Raw genomic sequence first — 15,837 nt, 5'->3', positions numbered from 1 at the left:
GCTCCTACACTTTTTCGCCAGCGAACCAGTGATCCAAGGAATCCAGCCATGAGCCAGACGCAGCAAGCCCCCACCTCCCAGAGTTTTCGCCAGGCCCTCGGGTGCTTCCCGACGGGCGTGGCCGTCATCACCACCGTGGATGCCCAGGACCAGCCGGTCGGGCTGACCTGCAACTCCTTCAGCTCGGTCTCGCTGGAGCCGCCCCTGGTGCTCTGGAGCCTGCGCAAGAACAGCAAGTCCATCGACATCTTCCGGCAGACGCAGCAGTTCGCCATCAACGTGCTGTCCCACCGACAGGACGACCTCTCCGGCCGTTTCGCCAGCAGCAGCAAGAGCATGGCGGAGAAGTTCGACGGCGTGGCCTACACCCGCGGCTGGGGCCGCGCGCCGGTGCTGCGCGACTGCATCGCCAACTTCCAGTGCAGCGTCTTCGCCCAGCACGACGCGGGCGACCATGTGATCTTCGTCGGCCAGGTGGAAGCCTTCGAGCAGAGCAGCGACGAGGACGCGCTGGTGTTCTACAAGGGGGCCTACATGATGCTCGCGCAGTCGCTGCGGGCCCTGGCCTCCCGGGGCCCGGCCTCCGAGGCGGAACTGGTCCAGGCCCGCGCGGCCGTGCATGTGAGCCTGGTGCGCCTGGCCAGCGCGGCGGGTCGGGAGGAAGACTTCGACGCCATCGAGCAGAACCTGCGGCGGCTGGACCGCCATGCGCAGGAGGGCGACATGGTCCGCCGCGCCGAGGCGGCCATCACCTTCTTCAAGCAGCTGACCACCGCGGCGCACAACGAGATGCTGGCCGTGGTGGCGCAATCGCTCAGCACCATGCTGGAGTACGTGGTGTCCGCGCAGGTCGCGCAGTCGCGCGCCCAGGCCATCTACCTGCCGGCGCTGAACCCCCTGCGCTGGCGGGTGCTCGAGTGCCTGCGCGCGCGCGACGGCGACGGCGCCGCGGCGGCGATGGCGCAGTACTTCAGCCTGGTGGCCGAGTCCCGGGCCCTGGCCCAGGAACCCGTCCCGGCCTGAACGCCCCCGCGGCGAGCGCCCGGATCCGCCCCGGCGGCCGGGCGCTGCCGCACACCCCAGGGAAAACACCTAATTGCATACGAATGCAAGCCCCAAAGACTGCGGGCGCTGCATACGAATGCAAAGCCTCAACCAGGAAGAACCCCATGATCAGATACCTCAAGCGCGGCCGGGACGCCCAGGCCCGGAACGCGGACGACGCCAAGGTGCGCGCCACCGTCGAAGGCATCATCCAGGACATCGAACAGCGCGGCGACGAAGCGGTGCGCGAGTACAGCCGCAAGTTCGACAACTGGGACCCGCAGGACTTCCGCCTGACCCAGGCGCAGATCGAGCAGGCGATGAAGAGCCTGTCGGCGCGCGAGCTGGAGGACATCCGCTTCGCGCAGGCGCAAATCCGCCATTTCGCGCAGGTCCAGCGCGACTCCATGCGTGACGTGGAAGTGGAGACCCGGCCCGGCGTCTTCCTCGGACACCGCCACATCCCGGTCAACGCGGTCGGCTGCTACGTGCCCGGCGGCAAGTACCCCATGATCGCCTCGGCCCACATGAGCGTGCTCACCGCCAAGGTGGCCGGCGTCAAGCGCATCGTCTCCACCGCCCCCCCGTACCAGGGCGCGCCGCACCCGGCCATCGTCACCGCCATGCACCTGGCCGGCGCCGACGAGATCCTGGTGCTGGGCGGCGTGCAGGCCGTGGTCGCCATGGCCGTCGGCACGCCCAGCCTGAAGCCGGTGGACATGCTGGTCGGCCCGGGCAACATGTTCGTCGCCGAGGCCAAGCGGCAGCTGTTCGGCCGCGTCGGCATCGACCTGTTCGCCGGCCCCACCGAAACCCTGGTCATCGCCGACGACTCGGTCGACGGCGAGCTGGTGGCGGTCGACCTGCTGGGCCAGGCCGAGCACGGCCCCACCTCCCCCTCGGTGCTGCTGACGGACAGCGAGGCCCTGGCGCGCGACACCCTGGCCGAGATCGAGCGCCAGCTGAAGGTCCTGCCCACCGCGGCCATCGCCGCGCAGAGCTGGGCCGAGTTCGGCGAGGTCATCGTCTGCGACACGCGCGAGGAGATGCTGCGCAAGGCAGACGAGCTGGCCTCCGAGCACGTGCAGGTGATGACCCGCGACCCGGGGTTCTTCCTGGACCACATGACCAACTACGGCGCCCTGTTCATCGGCCCCCGCACCAACGTCGCGTTCGGCGACAAGGTGATCGGCACCAACCACACCCTGCCGACCAACAAGGCGGCGCGCTACACCGGCGGCCTGTGGGTCGGCAAATTCCTCAAGACCTGCACCTTCCAGCGGGTCGAGACCGACGAGGCCAGCGCCCTCATCGGCGAGTACTGCTCCCGCCTGTGCCACATGGAGAACTTCGCCGGGCACGGCGAGCAGGCCAACATCCGCGTGCGCCGCTACGGCACCCGCGAGGAGGTGCCGTGGTACCAGCCGGTGCCGGCGCTGGACGCATGAGCGCCGCGCGACTGCGACGCGCCCGCGCGCACGGGGGCGCCCGGTGAGCACGCAGCTGCCCGCCTTCCCCGGCTTCCGGGTGGACGGCAAGCGGGCCCTGGTCACCGGCGCCAGCCGCGGGATCGGGCTCGCGGCGGCCCACGCGCTGGCCCAGGCCGGCGCCGCGGTCACGCTGGCGGCCCGCTCCGCCGGGGAGCTCGAGGCAGCCTGCGAGGCGATCCGGGCCCACGGGGGACGCGCCGACTGGGTCGCGCTGGACGTGACCGACTCGGAGGCGGTGGCCGCGGCCCTGGCCGAGCGGCCAGCCTTCCACATCCTGGTCAACAACGCCGGCATGAACCGCCCCAAGCTGCTGGCCGACACGACCGACGAGGACATCGACGCCATCTTCGACCTGAACGTGAAGGCCACCTTCTACGTCACCCGCGCCGTCGCCCGGCGCATGGTCGAGGCGGGCGAGCAGGGCTCGATCATCAACGTCAGCTCGCAGATGGGCCATGTGGGCAGCCCGCGCCGCACCGTGTACTGCGCGAGCAAGCACGCGGTCGAGGGCCTGACCCAGGCGCTGTCCTGGGAGCTGGGGCCGGCGGGCATCCGCGTCAACACGATCTGCCCGACCTTCATCGAGACCGCCTTCACCGCGCCGATGTTCGCCGACCCGGCCTTCCGCGACTTCGTGGTCGACCGGATCGCGCTGGGCCGCATCGGCCGGGTCGAGGAAGTGATGGGCCCCATCGTGTTCCTGGCCAGCGAGGCCTCCAGCCTCATGACGGGCAGCGCCCTGATGCTGGACGGGGGCTGGACCGCCGCATGAAGCCCAAGCCCACCGCGCATGACGTGGCCCGGCTGGCGGGCGTCTCGCAGTCGGCGGTGAGCCGCGCCTTCACCCCGGGCGCCAGCGTGGCCCCCGACACCCGCCAGCGCATCCTGGCGGCCGCCGCCGAGCTGGGCTACCGGCCCAATGCCATCGCCCGCACGCTCATCACGCGGCGCAGCGGCATGGTGGGCCTGGTGATGAGCCACCTGGACAACCAGTTCTACCCGATGGTGATCGAGCGCTTGTCGCAAGCGCTGCAGCGCAAGGGCTGGCACGTGCTGCTGTTCATCAGCGAGACCGTCGATGCCGACGCCATCCTGGCCGACATCCTGCCCTACCAGGTCGATGGCATCGTGATGGCGTCCACCACCTTGTCGTCCGGGCTCGCGCACGACTGCGCCGAGGCCGGCATCCCGGTGGTGCTGTTCAACCGGGTCGCGCAGCTCGGCGCGCTCGGGCGCTTCGCGACCAGCTCGGTCACCTCGCAGAACCGCGAGGGCGGCCGGCTCGTCGGGGAGATGCTGGTGCGCACGGGGCACCGGCGCATCGCCTGGCTGGCGGGCCTGGCCAACGCATCGACCAGCCTCGAGCGGGAGGCCGGGCTGTGCGAGGCGCTGGCCGCCGCCGGCCTCAGGCTGCAGGGCCGGGCGGTCGGCCACTACGACTTCGCCGCCGCGCGCCAGGCGACGCTGGACCTGTTCAGCGACCCGGCCCGCCGGCCCGACGCCCTCTTCGCGGCCAACGACCACATGGCCATCGCCGCCCTCGAGGCGCTGCGCACGGACCTGGGCCTGCGCGTGCCGCAGGACGTCTCGGTGGTCGGCTTCGACAACGTCCCCCAGGCCGGCTGGCCGTCCTACGACCTCACCACGGTGCAGCAGGACGTGGACCGGATGGTGGAAGCCACCTGCGACCTGCTGTTCGACCAGATCCAGGGCGAGGTCACCGCGCGCTGCGTGACCGTCCCCTGCCGGCTGGTGGAGCGCGGGACCGTACAACACAAGGAGACAAACGCATGACCGCACTCGCGGAACTCACGGGGCGCCGTCCCGTCGCCATCGTCGGCGCCGGGCTGGTGGGCTCAGGCTGGGCCATCGTCTATGCCCGCGCCGGCCTGCCGGTGAGGCTGTTCGACCGGAACCCGGACGTCACCCGCGCCGCCCTGCCCCTGATCGCCAGCCAGCTGGCCGGGCTGCACCGGCACGGCCTCGTCGCCGAGGAGCCGGCGGCCATCCTGGCGCGCATCACGCCGGTGGCCACGCTGGCCGAGGCGGTCGACGGCGCCTGCTACGCGCAGGAATCCGTCCTGGAGCGGGTGGACGTGAAGCGGCAGCTGATGCTCGAGCTGGAGGCCCTGGCCGGCCCGGACCTGATCGTCGGCAGCTCCACCTCCGGCATCCCGGGCTCGGCCTTCGCGCTCGGCCTGGACCTCTCGCCCCGCGTGCTGATCGTGCACCCGGTCAACCCGCCCTACCTGGTGCCGGTGGTGGAGCTGGTGCCCTCGCCCGCGACGGCGCCGGAGACCGTCGCCTTCGCCGACGCGCTGATGCAGGCGGTCGGCCAGACCGTGGTGCACGTGCGCAAGGAGGTCGAGGGATTCGTGCTGAACCGCCTGCAGGCGGCGCTGCTGCGGGAGGCCTGGGCGCTGGTCGAGGACGGCGTGGCCAGCTGCGAGGACATCGACAAGACCCTCCGTGACGGCCTGGGCTGGCGCTGGTCGTTCATGGGCCCGTTCGAGACCATCGACCTGAACGCCCCCGGCGGCGTGGCCGACTACGCGCAACGCCTGGGCCCGCTGTACCAGCGCATCGCCGACTCACGCCGCCACGAGGCGCCCTGGGACGAGGGGCTGATCCGGCAGGTGGAGGCGCAGCGCCGGGAACACCTGGCCCACGCGGACCTCGAGGCCCGCCGCGCCTGGCGCGACGAGCGCCTGATGGCCTTCGCGGCCCGGCGCCAGGCCGACCCGCCCGGCTGAGGCCGGCCCCGTTCAGCCCGCCGGGTCCTGCCGCAGCCAGCGCCACAGCGTGCTACGGCTGACCCCCAGGGCGCGCGCGGCCGCCTGCCGGTTGCCGCCATGCTGCTGCAGCGCCTGCCGCACCAGGGACGGCCGCATGTCGACCGCGGGGGCAGGCATCTCGGCCGGGATCCCGGCCGTCATCCCGGCCGCCATCTCGGCTGCCATCCGGGCCCGTGTCCGGGCAGGCATCTCCGCCGGCGCCGCAGGCACGCCGGCCTGCGCGATCCCCGGGAACAGCTCGGGACAGTCCTGCGGCAGGCCGCTCCAGTCCACCGGCTCGCCGGGATCGAACTGCAGCAGGAACACCGCCAGCCGCTCGCAGAGGTTCTCCAGCTCACGCACATTGCCCGGCCAGTCATGCGCCAGCAGGCGAGGCATCAGGGGCTGGAGCGCCGGCTCGACGGGCCGGGTGGACCCGAGCCGGGCGAGGCAGCGCTGCACGCGGCGCGTCGCCATCAGGGCGATGTCGCCGGCGCGCTCGCGCAGCGGCGGCAGTGACAGCAGCAGGGTGTTGATGCGGAAGTAGAGGTCCTGCCGGAAACGGCGCTGCGTCACCATCTCGGCCAGGGGCTGGTGCGTGGCCGCGATGACGCGCACGTCGACCGGCACCGGCACGGCGCTGCCCACGCGCAGCACCTCCCGCTCCTGCAGCACCCGCAGCAGGCGGGTCTGCAGCGAGGTCGGCATGTCGCCGATCTCGTCGAGGAACAGGGTGCCGGTGTGCGCCGCCTCGAACAGGCCCCGCTTGCCGCCGCGCCGCGCGCCGGTGAAGGCCCCGTCCTCGTAGCCGAACAGCTCGCTCTCCAGCAGGCTCTCGGGGAAGGCCGCGCAGTTGACGGCGATGAAGGGCTTGTCCGCGCGGCCGCTCTCGTTGTGGATCGCCTGGGCGAACAGCTCCTTGCCGGTGCCGCTCTCGCCGGCGATGAGGATGGTCAGGTCGGTGCGGGCGAAGCGCCGCGCGCTGGCGACGGCCCGCAGCAGGGCGGGGCTCTGGCCCTCGAGGTCCTCGAAGCTGTGCCGCGCGGCCGCCTGCTGGCGGCGCTGCTGGATGCGCAGGCGGGTGTCGGCCTCGTGGATGGAGCGGGCGTCGTACAGCGTCAGCGCGGCGCCCACGACCTCGCCGCGCACCCGCACCGGCGCCCGCTTGGCGACCCAGTTGCGCCGCCCCAGGCGCAGGACCTGGGTCCCGTCGGACGCGCCGCTGCTCAGGGTCTCGCGCAGGGACAGCTCCGGCTGCAGGCTGGCCAGGTCGCGCCCCAGCAGGCTGGCGGCGTCGGCGCCGAGGATGCGCTGCATCGGCGGATTGGCCGCGATCACCTGGTGGGTCCGGTCCACCGCCAGGACCGCGTCGTCCAGCGTGTGCAGCACGGCGCCGAGCTGCGCATGGCGCTCGGCCTCCATGCGGGCCACGCGGGCCAGCTCGATGGCGTCCTCGAAGCCCTGGCGGATGCTGGCCGGGGAGTAGGCCAGCAGCCCGCACAGCCCCGCCGCCTCCGCCAGCTCCACCACGATGCTGGAGCCCACGATCACGGAGAACCCGGCCGAGCGCAGCGCCTCGACGCTGCGGCGCGCGTCGTCGGGCGTCTGGTAGGCGAACTGCGCGATCTCGATGCGCAGCAGGTCCTTCACGGCCTCGAGGTCGGGCAGGGTCTGGCCGTACACCACCACGCCGACCCGCCGTGAGCTGCGGCGCGCGGTGATCAGGGCCTGGAGGATGTCGAGCCCGGCCAGCTGGATCGTGGCCACGGGCGCCCGGACCTGCCGCCGCAGCAGGCCGCCATTGGCGCCGGCGCTGATGAAGGCATCCACCCGGCCCTGGTCGACCCGCTGGCGGGCCAGCGCCACGGCCTGGCTCACCGTGCAATCGACCAGCTCGATCTCGGCGCGGTCGCGGTACTGCTCGATCACCGGCGCGGAAAACTCCCGCAGGTGCCGGTAGCCGAGGAAGCACAGGCGAGGCAACCGGGCGCCCGGGCCGAGGAGATCCGGCGTCATGTTTCAGCGATGTCTCATGGTGAGACGCGATTGTTGCACGGCCGTGCGACATGACCGCCGCGATGCGACACCGGCCGCCATAGGAATCAAGCACTTGCGCGAACGGACTGGCTGGCACGGCTTCTGCAAACCAGGCCGGTGGATTGCCGCATCGACGGCGACCGGACCCGCCAACCCGAGGAGACACGCTTGCAACGCCCCCTGCGCGCCACGCCCGGCGCATTCAACCGACGCACCGCCCTCGGCGGACTGGCCGCCCTCACGCTCTCGCGGCCCGGCCTGGCCAACAGCTTTCCGGCCAAGCCGGTGACCCTGGTCGTGCCCTACGCGCCCGGCGGCGGCACCGACATCGTGGGCCGGCAGCTGGCCCAGAAGCTCAGCGACCGCTGGGGCCAGAGCGTGGTGGTGGACAACCGCACCGGCGCCAACGGCGTGATCGGCTCCAGCCTGGTCTCCAAGGCGCCGCCGGACGGCTACACCCTGCTGCTGGTGGTGGGTTCGCACGCGGTCAACCCGGTGCTGATGAAGAAGCTGCCCTACGACACCGTGACGGCCTTCACCCCGATCACGAACGTGGCGACCTCGCCGATGGTCCTGGTCGTCGCCGCCAACGGCCCCTACAAGAACCTCAACGACCTGCTGAAGGCCGCGCGCAGCCAGGAGCTGGGGATCGGCAACTCGGAAGGCCAGACCCGGCTCACGGGCGAACTGCTGCGCCAGGCCGCCGGCCTGAAGACGGTGGAGGTCTTCTACAAGGGCGGCGCGCCGATGATGGTCGAGATCATCGGCGGACACCTGCCCATGGGCTTCACCAGCGTGCTGACCGCCCTGCCCCATGTGCAGGCGGGCACCCTGCGGGTGGTCGGTGTGGCCGCGAAGGAGCGCCTGGCCGTGTTCCCGGACGCGATGACCTTCGCGGAAGCCGGCGTGCAGGGCGTCGAATCCCTGAGCTGGTACGGCATGTTCGGGCCGGCCGGCATGCCGCCGGCGCTGGTGGAGCAGATCGGCCGTGACCTGCGCGCCGTCAGCGCCGACCCGGCCGTGGCGACGCGCCTGCGCGAGCAGGGCGCCCAGATGGTGCTGAGCAGCCCCGCGGACCTCGATCGCTTCGTGCGCAGCGAGGCCGCGAAGTGGGCCGCCGTCGCCCAGCGCGGCGGCATCAAGCCCGAGTGAGCCGCGCGCCCCAAAGACACAACCACGAACCACCCACCACCGACCGTGAACTTCCAACGCCTCTCCTCCCGCCGCAGTCTGCTGGCCGCCGCCCTCGCCCTGGCCGCCGCCGCCCTGCCCGCCGCCCACGCCCAGGGCAACTACCCCTCTAAGCCGATCCGCCTGGTCGTGCCCTTCGCCACGGCCGGCGTGACCGACACCAGCGCGCGCATCGTGGCCGAGAAACTCGGCCAGGAACTGGGCCAGCAGGTCATCGTGGACAACAAGCCCGGCGCCGCCGGCAACATCGGCACCCAGATCGTGGCCAACGCCGAGCCGGACGGCTACACGCTGCTGCTCGCCTATGACGGCACGCTCGTCATCAACCCCAGCGTGTATCCCAAGGTGCCGTTCGACACCCTCAAGGACTTCGCCCCCATCGGCAAGATCGGCGACGCCGTGCTGATCGTGGTGGTCAACCCCAAGGTCCCGGCCAGCAAGCTGTCCGAGCTGCAGGCGGTGGCCAGCGCGACGCCCGGCGGGTTGTCGTACGGCAATGCCGGCACCGGCAGCACCACCCATCTCGCAGGGGAGATGCTGAAGCAGCGCACCGGCATGACCCTCGTCCACGTGCCGTACAAGGGCGGCGGCCAGGCCATGGGCGACGTGGTGAGCGGGGTCCTGCCGATGAACTTCACGGCGGTTGCGGGCGCCATGCCCTTCATCCAGAGCAAGCAGCTGACCCCGATCGCGGTGGCCTCGCGCCAGCGCGTGGCCTCGCTGCCGGACGTGCCCACCTTCATCGAGTCGGGCCTGAAGGATTTCGAGATCAACTCCTGGGTCGGCCTGGCCGCGCCGGCCCGCACGCCGCCCGCCGTGGTGGCGAGGCTCAACCAGGCCCTGAACAAGGTCCTCGCTACGCCGGAGATGCGCGAGCGCCTGGCCAAGCTGGGCATCGTGGCCCAGCCTGGCACGCCGGCGGCCTTCGCCGAGGAGATCGCGCGCGACCTGGCCAAGAACCGGGCGATCGTGAAGGCCGCCGACATCAGGATCGAATGAGGCGCGGCGCGGCGAGATGACCACCCTCTTCGACAAGATCTGGGCCGCCCACGCGGTGGCCCGCAACGAGGCCGGCGACGACCTGGTCTACATCGACCGGCACCTGGTGCAGGAGGTGTCGAGCCCGCAGGCCTTCGCCAGCATGAAGGCCTCCGGCCACCGCCTGCGCTCGCCCGCCCGCCACATCGCGGTGCAGGACCACAACGTGCCCACCAGCGCCGACCGGCTGACGAACATCCCCGACGCCCAGAGCGCCGAGCAGATCGCCACCCTGAGGCGCAACGCGCAGGCCACCGGCATGCGCCTGCTGGACCTGGACGACCCGCTGCAGGGGATCGTGCACGTGATCGCGCCCGAACTGGGCTTCGTCCTGCCCGGCAGCACCGTGGTCTGCGGTGATTCCCACACGGCCACGCTGGGCGCCCTGGGGGCGCTCGCCTGGGGGGTCGGGACCTCGGAGGTGGCCCACGTGATGAGCACCCAGAGCCTGTGGATGCGCAAGCCGCGCACCCTGGGCCTCGAGGTCTGCGGGGCGCTGGGCCGGGGCGTCCATGCCAAGGACCTGGCCCTGGCCCTGATCCACCACATCGGCACCCGCGGCGGCGTCGGCCACGGCATCGAGTACTTCGGTCCCGCAATCTCGGCGCTGTCGATGGAAGGCCGCCTGACGCTGTGCAACATGACCATCGAGGCCGGCTCCCGCTTCGGCCTGGTGGCGCCCGACGCCACGACCGTGGCCTACCTGCGCGAGCGCGTGCAGGGGGCGGCGCGCGCGCACTTCGAGCAGGCCGTCCAGGCCTGGGCCTCGCTGCGCACGGACGACGCGGCCGACTTCGACCGCCTGGTCCGGTTCGACGCCGCCGGCGTGAGCCCGCGCGTCACCTGGGGCACCACCCCGGCCGAGAGCGCGGCGTTCGATGGCCAGGTCGGCGACGGCGTCACGCCGGCCGACCCGGCGGAACGCAGCCGCATCGAGAAGGGCCTGGATTACATGGGCCTGCGGCACGGGCAGGCGCTGTCCTCGGTGGCCATCGACGTGGCCTTCATCGGCTCCTGCACCAATGGCCGGCTCGAGGACCTGCGCGCCGCCGCCGAAGTCGCGCGCGGCCGCCGGGTCGCCCCCGGCGTGCGCGCCCTGGTGGTGCCGGGCTCCGGCAGCGTCAAGCGCGCGGCGGAGGCCGAGGGCCTGGCCGCGATCTTCGTGGAGGCCGGCTTCGAATGGCGCGAGCCCGGCTGCTCCATGTGCATCGGCATGAATGGCGACAGCCTCTCGCCCGGCCAGCGCTGCGCCTCGACCTCCAACCGCAACTTCGAGAACCGCCAGGGCCAGGGAGGACGGACCCACCTCATGAGCCCGGCCGCCGTGGCCGCCTCCGCCGTGCGCGGCGCCCTGACCGACCCCCGGGAGTTCCTCGCATGAAGGCCGTCACCGCCAGCGTGTCGGGCCGCGCCGCCGTGATGCAGCGCGACGACATCGATACCGACGCCATCTTCCCCGGCCGCTTCCTGCGGCTCACGCAGCGTGACGGCATGGGCGCGCACCTGTTCGCCGACTGGCGCGCCGAGGGCCGGCCCGAGGTCGCCTTCATGCAGCGGCCCGAGCCCGTGCGGCTGCTGGTCGGCGCCAACAACTTCGGCTGCGGCTCCTCGCGCGAGCACGCGGTCTGGGCCCTCGCCGACCACGGCGTGCAGGCCGTCGTGGCCCTGTCGTTCGGCGACATCTTCCGCAACAACTGCGCGAAGAACGGGCTGGTGGCCGCCGCGGTGACCCCGGCGGACCATGCGGCCCTGCTGCAGGCCCTGGCGCGCTCGCCCGACGGCGAGCTGTGCCTGGACGTGGCGGCCAGCCAGCTGCGCCTGCCCGACGGCGCGCTGCTGCCCGTGCGCCTCGCCGAGGGCCATGCGCAGGAGCTGCTCTCGTCGGAAGACGAGGTCGATCGCACGCTGCGCCACGACGCCGCCCTGCGCGCCTACGAGGACCAGGTCCGCCAGCGCCAGCCCTGGCTGGCATCGCTGGCCTGACCGCCCTCGCCCCGCTTTTTCATTCGAACCACAGGACCCTCCAGATGGCCAATCCCATCCTCCGCGAGAAGCTCGCCGCCGGCGAATTCCTCGTCATCCCCGGCGTGCAGGACATGATCGCCAGCGCCATGACCCGCAAGGTCGGCTTCGACATCGTCTACGGCACCGGCTACTGGCTCACCGCCTCCTGCCTGGGGCTGCCCGATGCCGGCATCGCCACCTACACGCAAATGGTGGACCGCATGCGCACGGTGGTGCGCACCAGCGGCAGCGCCGTGATCGCGGACGCCGACACCGGCTACGGCGGCCTGCTCAATGTGCACCACACCGTTCGCGGCTACGAGGAGGCCGGCGTCACCGCCATCCAGATCGAGGACCAGGAGTTCCCCAAGAAGTGCGGCCACACGCCCTACAAGCGCTGCGTGCCGACCGAGGACATGGTCGAGAAGATCAAGGTCGCCGCCGAGGCGCGCGAGGACAAGGAGAATTTCCTGATCATCGCCCGCACCGATGCCCGCGCCGGGCTGGGCGTCGACGAGGCGATGCGCCGGATGGAGGCCTATGCCAAGGCCGGCGCCGACATCCTGTTCTTCGAGGCGCCGCAGTCCGAGGAGGAAATGCGCCGCGCCTGCGAGGCCTTCGACAAGCCCATGCTGGCCAACATGGCGGACGGCGGCAAGACGCCGATCCTGCCGGCCAAGGTGCTCCAGGAAATCGGCTACGCCCTCGCGATCTATCCCTCGATGACCAGCCTGGTGGCGGCCGCCGCCATGGAGAAGGCGCTGCGCACGCTGAAGGACGAGGGCCTGAGCCAGAAGCCCGGCATCGACATGTTCGACTTCGGCGAGTTCTGTAAGCTGATCGGCTTCGAGGAAGTCTGGGAATTCGAGAAACGCTGGGCTCGCTGAGCCATGACACGCATGAAGACACGCGCCGCCATCCTGACCGCCATGGGCGCCGCCGCGCCCTACGCCACGAGCCGCCCCCTTCGCATCGAGGAGGTGGAGCTGGCCCCGCCCGGACCGGGCGAGGTGCTGATTCGCATCGCCGCCGCCGGCCTGTGCCACTCGGACCTGTCCGTCATCAACGGCGACCGGCCGCGGCCGATGCCGATGGCCCTGGGCCATGAGGCCTCGGGCGTCGTCGTCGAGGCCGGCCCGGGCGTCGCCGACCTGCAGCCCGGCGACCACGTGGTCGTGGTCTTCATGCCCAGTTGCGGCCACTGCCTGCCCTGCGCCTCGGGCCGACCGGCCCTGTGCGAACCCGGGGCAGCCGCCAACGGCGCCGGCACCCTGCTGTCCGGCGCCCGCCGCATCTCCCACGTGGGCCACCCGGTCAACCACCACCTGGGCTGCTCGGTGTTCGCCGAGCATGCGGTGGTCTCCCGCCACTCGCTGGTGCGCATCGACCGCGACATCCCGCTGGTCGAGGCCGCCCTCTTCGGCTGCGCCGTGCTGACCGGCGTGGGCGCGGTGATCAACACGGCGCAGGTGCCGGCGGGCGCCTCGGTGGCGATCGTCGGGCTGGGCGGCGTGGGCCTGGCCGCCCTGCTCGGCGCCCATGCCGCGGGCGCGCGGCAGATCGTGGCCATCGACCTCTCGCCGGACAAGCTCGCCCATGCGCAAGCGCTCGGCGCGACCCACACCGTGCTGGCCAGCCAGCCCGATGCGCGGGAACAGATTCGCGAGCTCACCGGCGGCGGCGTCGAGTACGCCTTCGAGTTCGCGGGCTCGGTGCGCGCGCTGGAACTGGCCTATGGCATCACGGCGCGCGGCGGCACCACGGTCACCGCGGGCCTGCCCCCGGCCAGCGCCGTGCTGCCGGTCCCGGCGGTCAGCCTGGTCGCCGAGGAGCGCACGCTCAAGGGCAGCTACATCGGCACCTGCGTGCCGGTGCGCGATGTGCCGCGCTACCTGAGCCTGTACCGCCAGGGCCGGCTGCCGGTGGACCGTTTGCTGAGCGGCACCGTGAAGCTGGACGACATCAACGAGGCCTTCGACGCGCTGAACGAAGGCCGGGCCATCCGCCAGGTGGTGGTCTTCGACTCGCAGCCGTGAACCGCAGCGAGCCGGGCAACGCGTCGCGCGGCGGCCCGGGGACGCTGCGCGAGATCGCCGGGCGGCTGGGCCTGTCGGTCTCCACCGTGTCGCGCGCGCTGTCCGGCCACCCCGCCATCAGCGTGCGCACCCGGGAGTCGGTCATCGCGGCGGCCACGCTCGTGGGCTACCGCTTCCCGACGCAGTCGCGCGGGCGGGTCGGCGGCACGCGCCTGGTGGGCGTGGTGGTGGGCGCGCTGCAGAACACCTTCATGACCCTGCTGCTGCAGCACCTGCATGACGCCCTGCAGGGCGCGGGCTACCAGGTGGTGCTGCTGATCGACCCCATGACCGAGCCCGAGCCGCTGCTCGCCCTGCGCCCGCTGATCGACAGTTACCTGGACGGCCTGATCTTCGCGACCGCCACCCTGGATTCGCCCATCGTCGCGGAGGTCCGCCGCCGGGGCATCCCCACCGTGCTGGTGGTGCGCAGCGTGGACGACGTCGACGTGGACATCGTGGAGGTCGACAACTTCCGCGCCGGCCAGGAGGCGGTGCACCACCTCCTCGACCTGGGCCACCGCCGGCTCGGCTTCCTCATGGGGCCGCAGAACACCTCCACCAGCCGGGACCGCATGGCTGGCGCGCTGCAGGCCCTGCGGGAGGCCCGGCTGGAGCCGGAACCGGCCCATGTGGCGTGGGGCGAGTACACCTCCGAGATGGGCTACTCGCGGGCGATGGGCCTGCTGGCCGCGCCCCAGCCGGTGACGGCCATCGTGGCGGGCAACGACACCATCGCCCTGGGCGTGCTCGAGGCCGCGCGCCGGTGCGGCCGCAAGGTGCCGGACGAACTCTCGGTGATCGGCTTCGACGACATGCCGCTGGCGGGCTCGCCCATCGTGGGCTTGACGTCCATCCGGCAGCCGGTGGAGGCCATGGCGCGCACCGCCGCACGGCGCCTGCTCGATCGCATGCGCCCGGGGCATGCGATCAGCCCGCCGGCGCACGACGTGCTCCCGATCGAGTTGATCCGGCGCGGCACGACCGGCGCCGCGAGCCGCTGACCCGCGAGGGCAGCCCCCGATGGTTTGCACAGGTGTTGCACACGAGCATGGCAGGCCAAGCAGGTGAAGCAGGTGGAGCCGGGCCCCCACCCTGGCCATGAAACAGACAAGGATGCAGATGTCGTCGAACTCCCTCCCGTGGACGCGTGTCGTCCCTCCCCTGGCCCTCGCCGGCCTGTGCGCACTCGCCGCCGCGGCCCGTGCGGAGTCGCCGGCGACGTGGAAACCCAGCCGGCCCGTGACCATCGTCGTGCCCTATGTGCCCGGGGGCGGGACCGACACCACCGCGCGCGCCACGGCCAAGCTCCTCGGCGAGCTCTGGGGCCAGCCGGTGCTGGTGGAGAACGTGCCCGGCGCGGACGGCCTGATCGGCGGGCGGCGGGTGATCGAGGCGCGCGCCGACGGCCACACCCTGCTGCTGCAGACGCCTGCCATCGTCCTGACCAAGCACGCGCCGGCCTTCAAGGGCACCGACCCGCTCGCCCAGCTGAAGCCGGTGACCAACATCGCCTACTCGCCGGGCGTCATCGTGGCCAACGCCAGGATCCCGGCCAGCACGCTGCCGGAGCTGATCGCCTACTGCAAGGCGGCGGCCACGCCCTGCTCCATGGGCACGGGAGAGAACGTCGCCAAGCTGTTCGGGCGGCAGTTGCAGGCCGAGTCGCTCCCCAACCTGATCGTGGTCAACTACAAGGGCACGGCGGCGATCATCACGGACATGATCGCGAACAACGTGAATTTCGCCGTCACCGGGATCACCGCCGCCATCCCCCACCAGAAGGCCGGCACGCTCAAGGTGGTGGCGAGCCAGGGCACCCAGCGGGCCCCCGCGGCGCCGGACATCAGGACCGTCGGCGAGACCGGCATGCCCCAGTACGAGTACACGACCTGGTTCGGCCTGTTCGCGCCCAAGGACACGCCGCCCGCGGCGGCCCAGGGCATCCATGCCGCGGTGAAGGAAGTGATGCGCAACCCCGAACTGCAGAAGGCGATCGCGGGCGCCGGCGCGATCCCGCTGGTCAACACGCCCGAGGAATTCGCCGCCCAGGTGCGCAAGGAGGACGAGCGCTTCACGGGGCTGGCGAAGCGCTTCCCGCTGGATTGAGGGGCGCCGACGGCGCACGGGCCGACGGCGCACGCGCCGGCTGGCCCGGCGCCACGGCCCGCACTACCATGCGGC

Annotated in this window: 14 protein-coding genes; 13 read left to right on the top strand and 1 reads right to left on the bottom strand. The window is 72.1% G+C overall.

The window, feature by feature from the left end; all coding sequences use genetic code 11:
* The first annotated feature begins 48 nt into the window (after positions 1-48).
* The 5 genes from ACFQZY_RS05610 to ACFQZY_RS05590 all read left to right on the top strand — a co-directional run bounded on the left by ACFQZY_RS05610 (position 49) and on the right by ACFQZY_RS05590 (position 5,287).
* Positions 49-1,023 carry a flavin reductase gene (locus ACFQZY_RS05610; RefSeq protein ID WP_377413669.1) on the top strand — a complete coding sequence of 325 codons (975 nt, stop codon included), beginning with the start codon at positions 49-51 and terminating at the stop codon, positions 1,021-1,023.
* A 146-nt stretch (positions 1,024-1,169) separates the two neighbouring features.
* Positions 1,170-2,492: a histidinol dehydrogenase gene (hisD, locus tag ACFQZY_RS05605; protein WP_377413667.1), complete on the top strand. Its 1,323-nt coding sequence runs from the start codon at positions 1,170-1,172 to the stop codon at positions 2,490-2,492.
* A 43-nt stretch (positions 2,493-2,535) separates the two neighbouring features.
* Complete coding sequence (locus ACFQZY_RS05600) at positions 2,536-3,306, top strand: SDR family NAD(P)-dependent oxidoreductase (protein ID WP_377413664.1); 771 nt, start codon at positions 2,536-2,538, stop codon at positions 3,304-3,306.
* Positions 3,303-4,328: a LacI family DNA-binding transcriptional regulator gene (locus ACFQZY_RS05595; protein WP_377413661.1), complete on the top strand. Its 1,026-nt coding sequence runs from the start codon at positions 3,303-3,305 to the stop codon at positions 4,326-4,328. The genes ACFQZY_RS05600 and ACFQZY_RS05595 overlap by 4 nt, the downstream gene beginning before the upstream one ends.
* Positions 4,325-5,287, top strand: coding sequence for a 3-hydroxyacyl-CoA dehydrogenase (locus ACFQZY_RS05590; protein WP_377413656.1), 963 nt, complete (start codon positions 4,325-4,327; stop codon positions 5,285-5,287). The genes ACFQZY_RS05595 and ACFQZY_RS05590 overlap by 4 nt, the downstream gene beginning before the upstream one ends.
* Before the next feature lie 12 nt (positions 5,288-5,299).
* Here ACFQZY_RS05590 and prpR read toward each other — a convergent pair whose 3' ends face one another.
* Positions 5,300-7,324, bottom strand: a complete 2,025-nt coding sequence (prpR, locus tag ACFQZY_RS05585) for a propionate catabolism operon regulatory protein PrpR (protein ID WP_377413653.1) — start codon at positions 7,322-7,324, stop codon at positions 5,300-5,302.
* Positions 7,325-7,513: 189 nt separating this feature from the next.
* Between prpR and ACFQZY_RS05580 the strand changes: the two genes are divergently transcribed.
* The 8 genes from ACFQZY_RS05580 (at position 7,514) to ACFQZY_RS05545 (ending at position 15,762) form a co-directional block, all read left to right on the top strand.
* Positions 7,514-8,497 carry a tripartite tricarboxylate transporter substrate binding protein gene (locus ACFQZY_RS05580; RefSeq protein ID WP_377413650.1) on the top strand — a complete coding sequence of 328 codons (984 nt, stop codon included), beginning with the start codon at positions 7,514-7,516 and terminating at the stop codon, positions 8,495-8,497.
* Positions 8,498-8,542: 45 nt separating this feature from the next.
* On the top strand, positions 8,543-9,535 hold the full coding sequence (locus ACFQZY_RS05575) for a Bug family tripartite tricarboxylate transporter substrate binding protein (RefSeq protein WP_377413647.1): 993 nt from the start codon (positions 8,543-8,545) through the stop codon (positions 9,533-9,535).
* Between the two features lie 16 nt (positions 9,536-9,551).
* A complete protein-coding gene (leuC, locus tag ACFQZY_RS05570) occupies positions 9,552-10,955 on the top strand; it encodes a 3-isopropylmalate dehydratase large subunit (RefSeq protein WP_377413644.1) in 1,404 nt (467 codons plus the stop codon).
* Positions 10,952-11,557 carry a 3-isopropylmalate dehydratase small subunit gene (gene leuD / locus ACFQZY_RS05565; protein WP_377413641.1) on the top strand — a complete coding sequence of 202 codons (606 nt, stop codon included), beginning with the start codon at positions 10,952-10,954 and terminating at the stop codon, positions 11,555-11,557. Before leuC ends, leuD begins: the two co-directional genes overlap by 4 nt.
* Positions 11,558-11,601: 44 nt before the next feature.
* Complete coding sequence (locus ACFQZY_RS05560; RefSeq protein WP_377413639.1) at positions 11,602-12,465, top strand: oxaloacetate decarboxylase; 864 nt, start codon at positions 11,602-11,604, stop codon at positions 12,463-12,465.
* Positions 12,466-12,477: 12 nt separating this feature from the next.
* A complete protein-coding gene (locus tag ACFQZY_RS05555; protein ID WP_377413636.1) occupies positions 12,478-13,614 on the top strand; it encodes a zinc-dependent alcohol dehydrogenase family protein in 1,137 nt (378 codons plus the stop codon).
* On the top strand, positions 13,611-14,657 hold the full coding sequence (locus ACFQZY_RS05550) for a LacI family DNA-binding transcriptional regulator (RefSeq protein ID WP_377413633.1): 1,047 nt from the start codon (positions 13,611-13,613) through the stop codon (positions 14,655-14,657). Before ACFQZY_RS05555 ends, ACFQZY_RS05550 begins: the two co-directional genes overlap by 4 nt.
* A gap of 97 nt (positions 14,658-14,754) precedes the next feature.
* On the top strand, positions 14,755-15,762 hold the full coding sequence (locus ACFQZY_RS05545; RefSeq protein ID WP_377413631.1) for a tripartite tricarboxylate transporter substrate binding protein: 1,008 nt from the start codon (positions 14,755-14,757) through the stop codon (positions 15,760-15,762).
* Positions 15,763-15,837 lie beyond the last annotated feature (75 nt).

This window comes from Ramlibacter sp. GCM10027632 (assembly GCF_042675325.1).
In the GTDB taxonomy this organism is placed as follows: domain Bacteria; phylum Pseudomonadota; class Gammaproteobacteria; order Burkholderiales; family Burkholderiaceae_C; genus Ramlibacter.
Note: the sequence above shows the minus strand (reverse complement) of the source record. Positions and strands in the feature narration are given on the sequence as shown.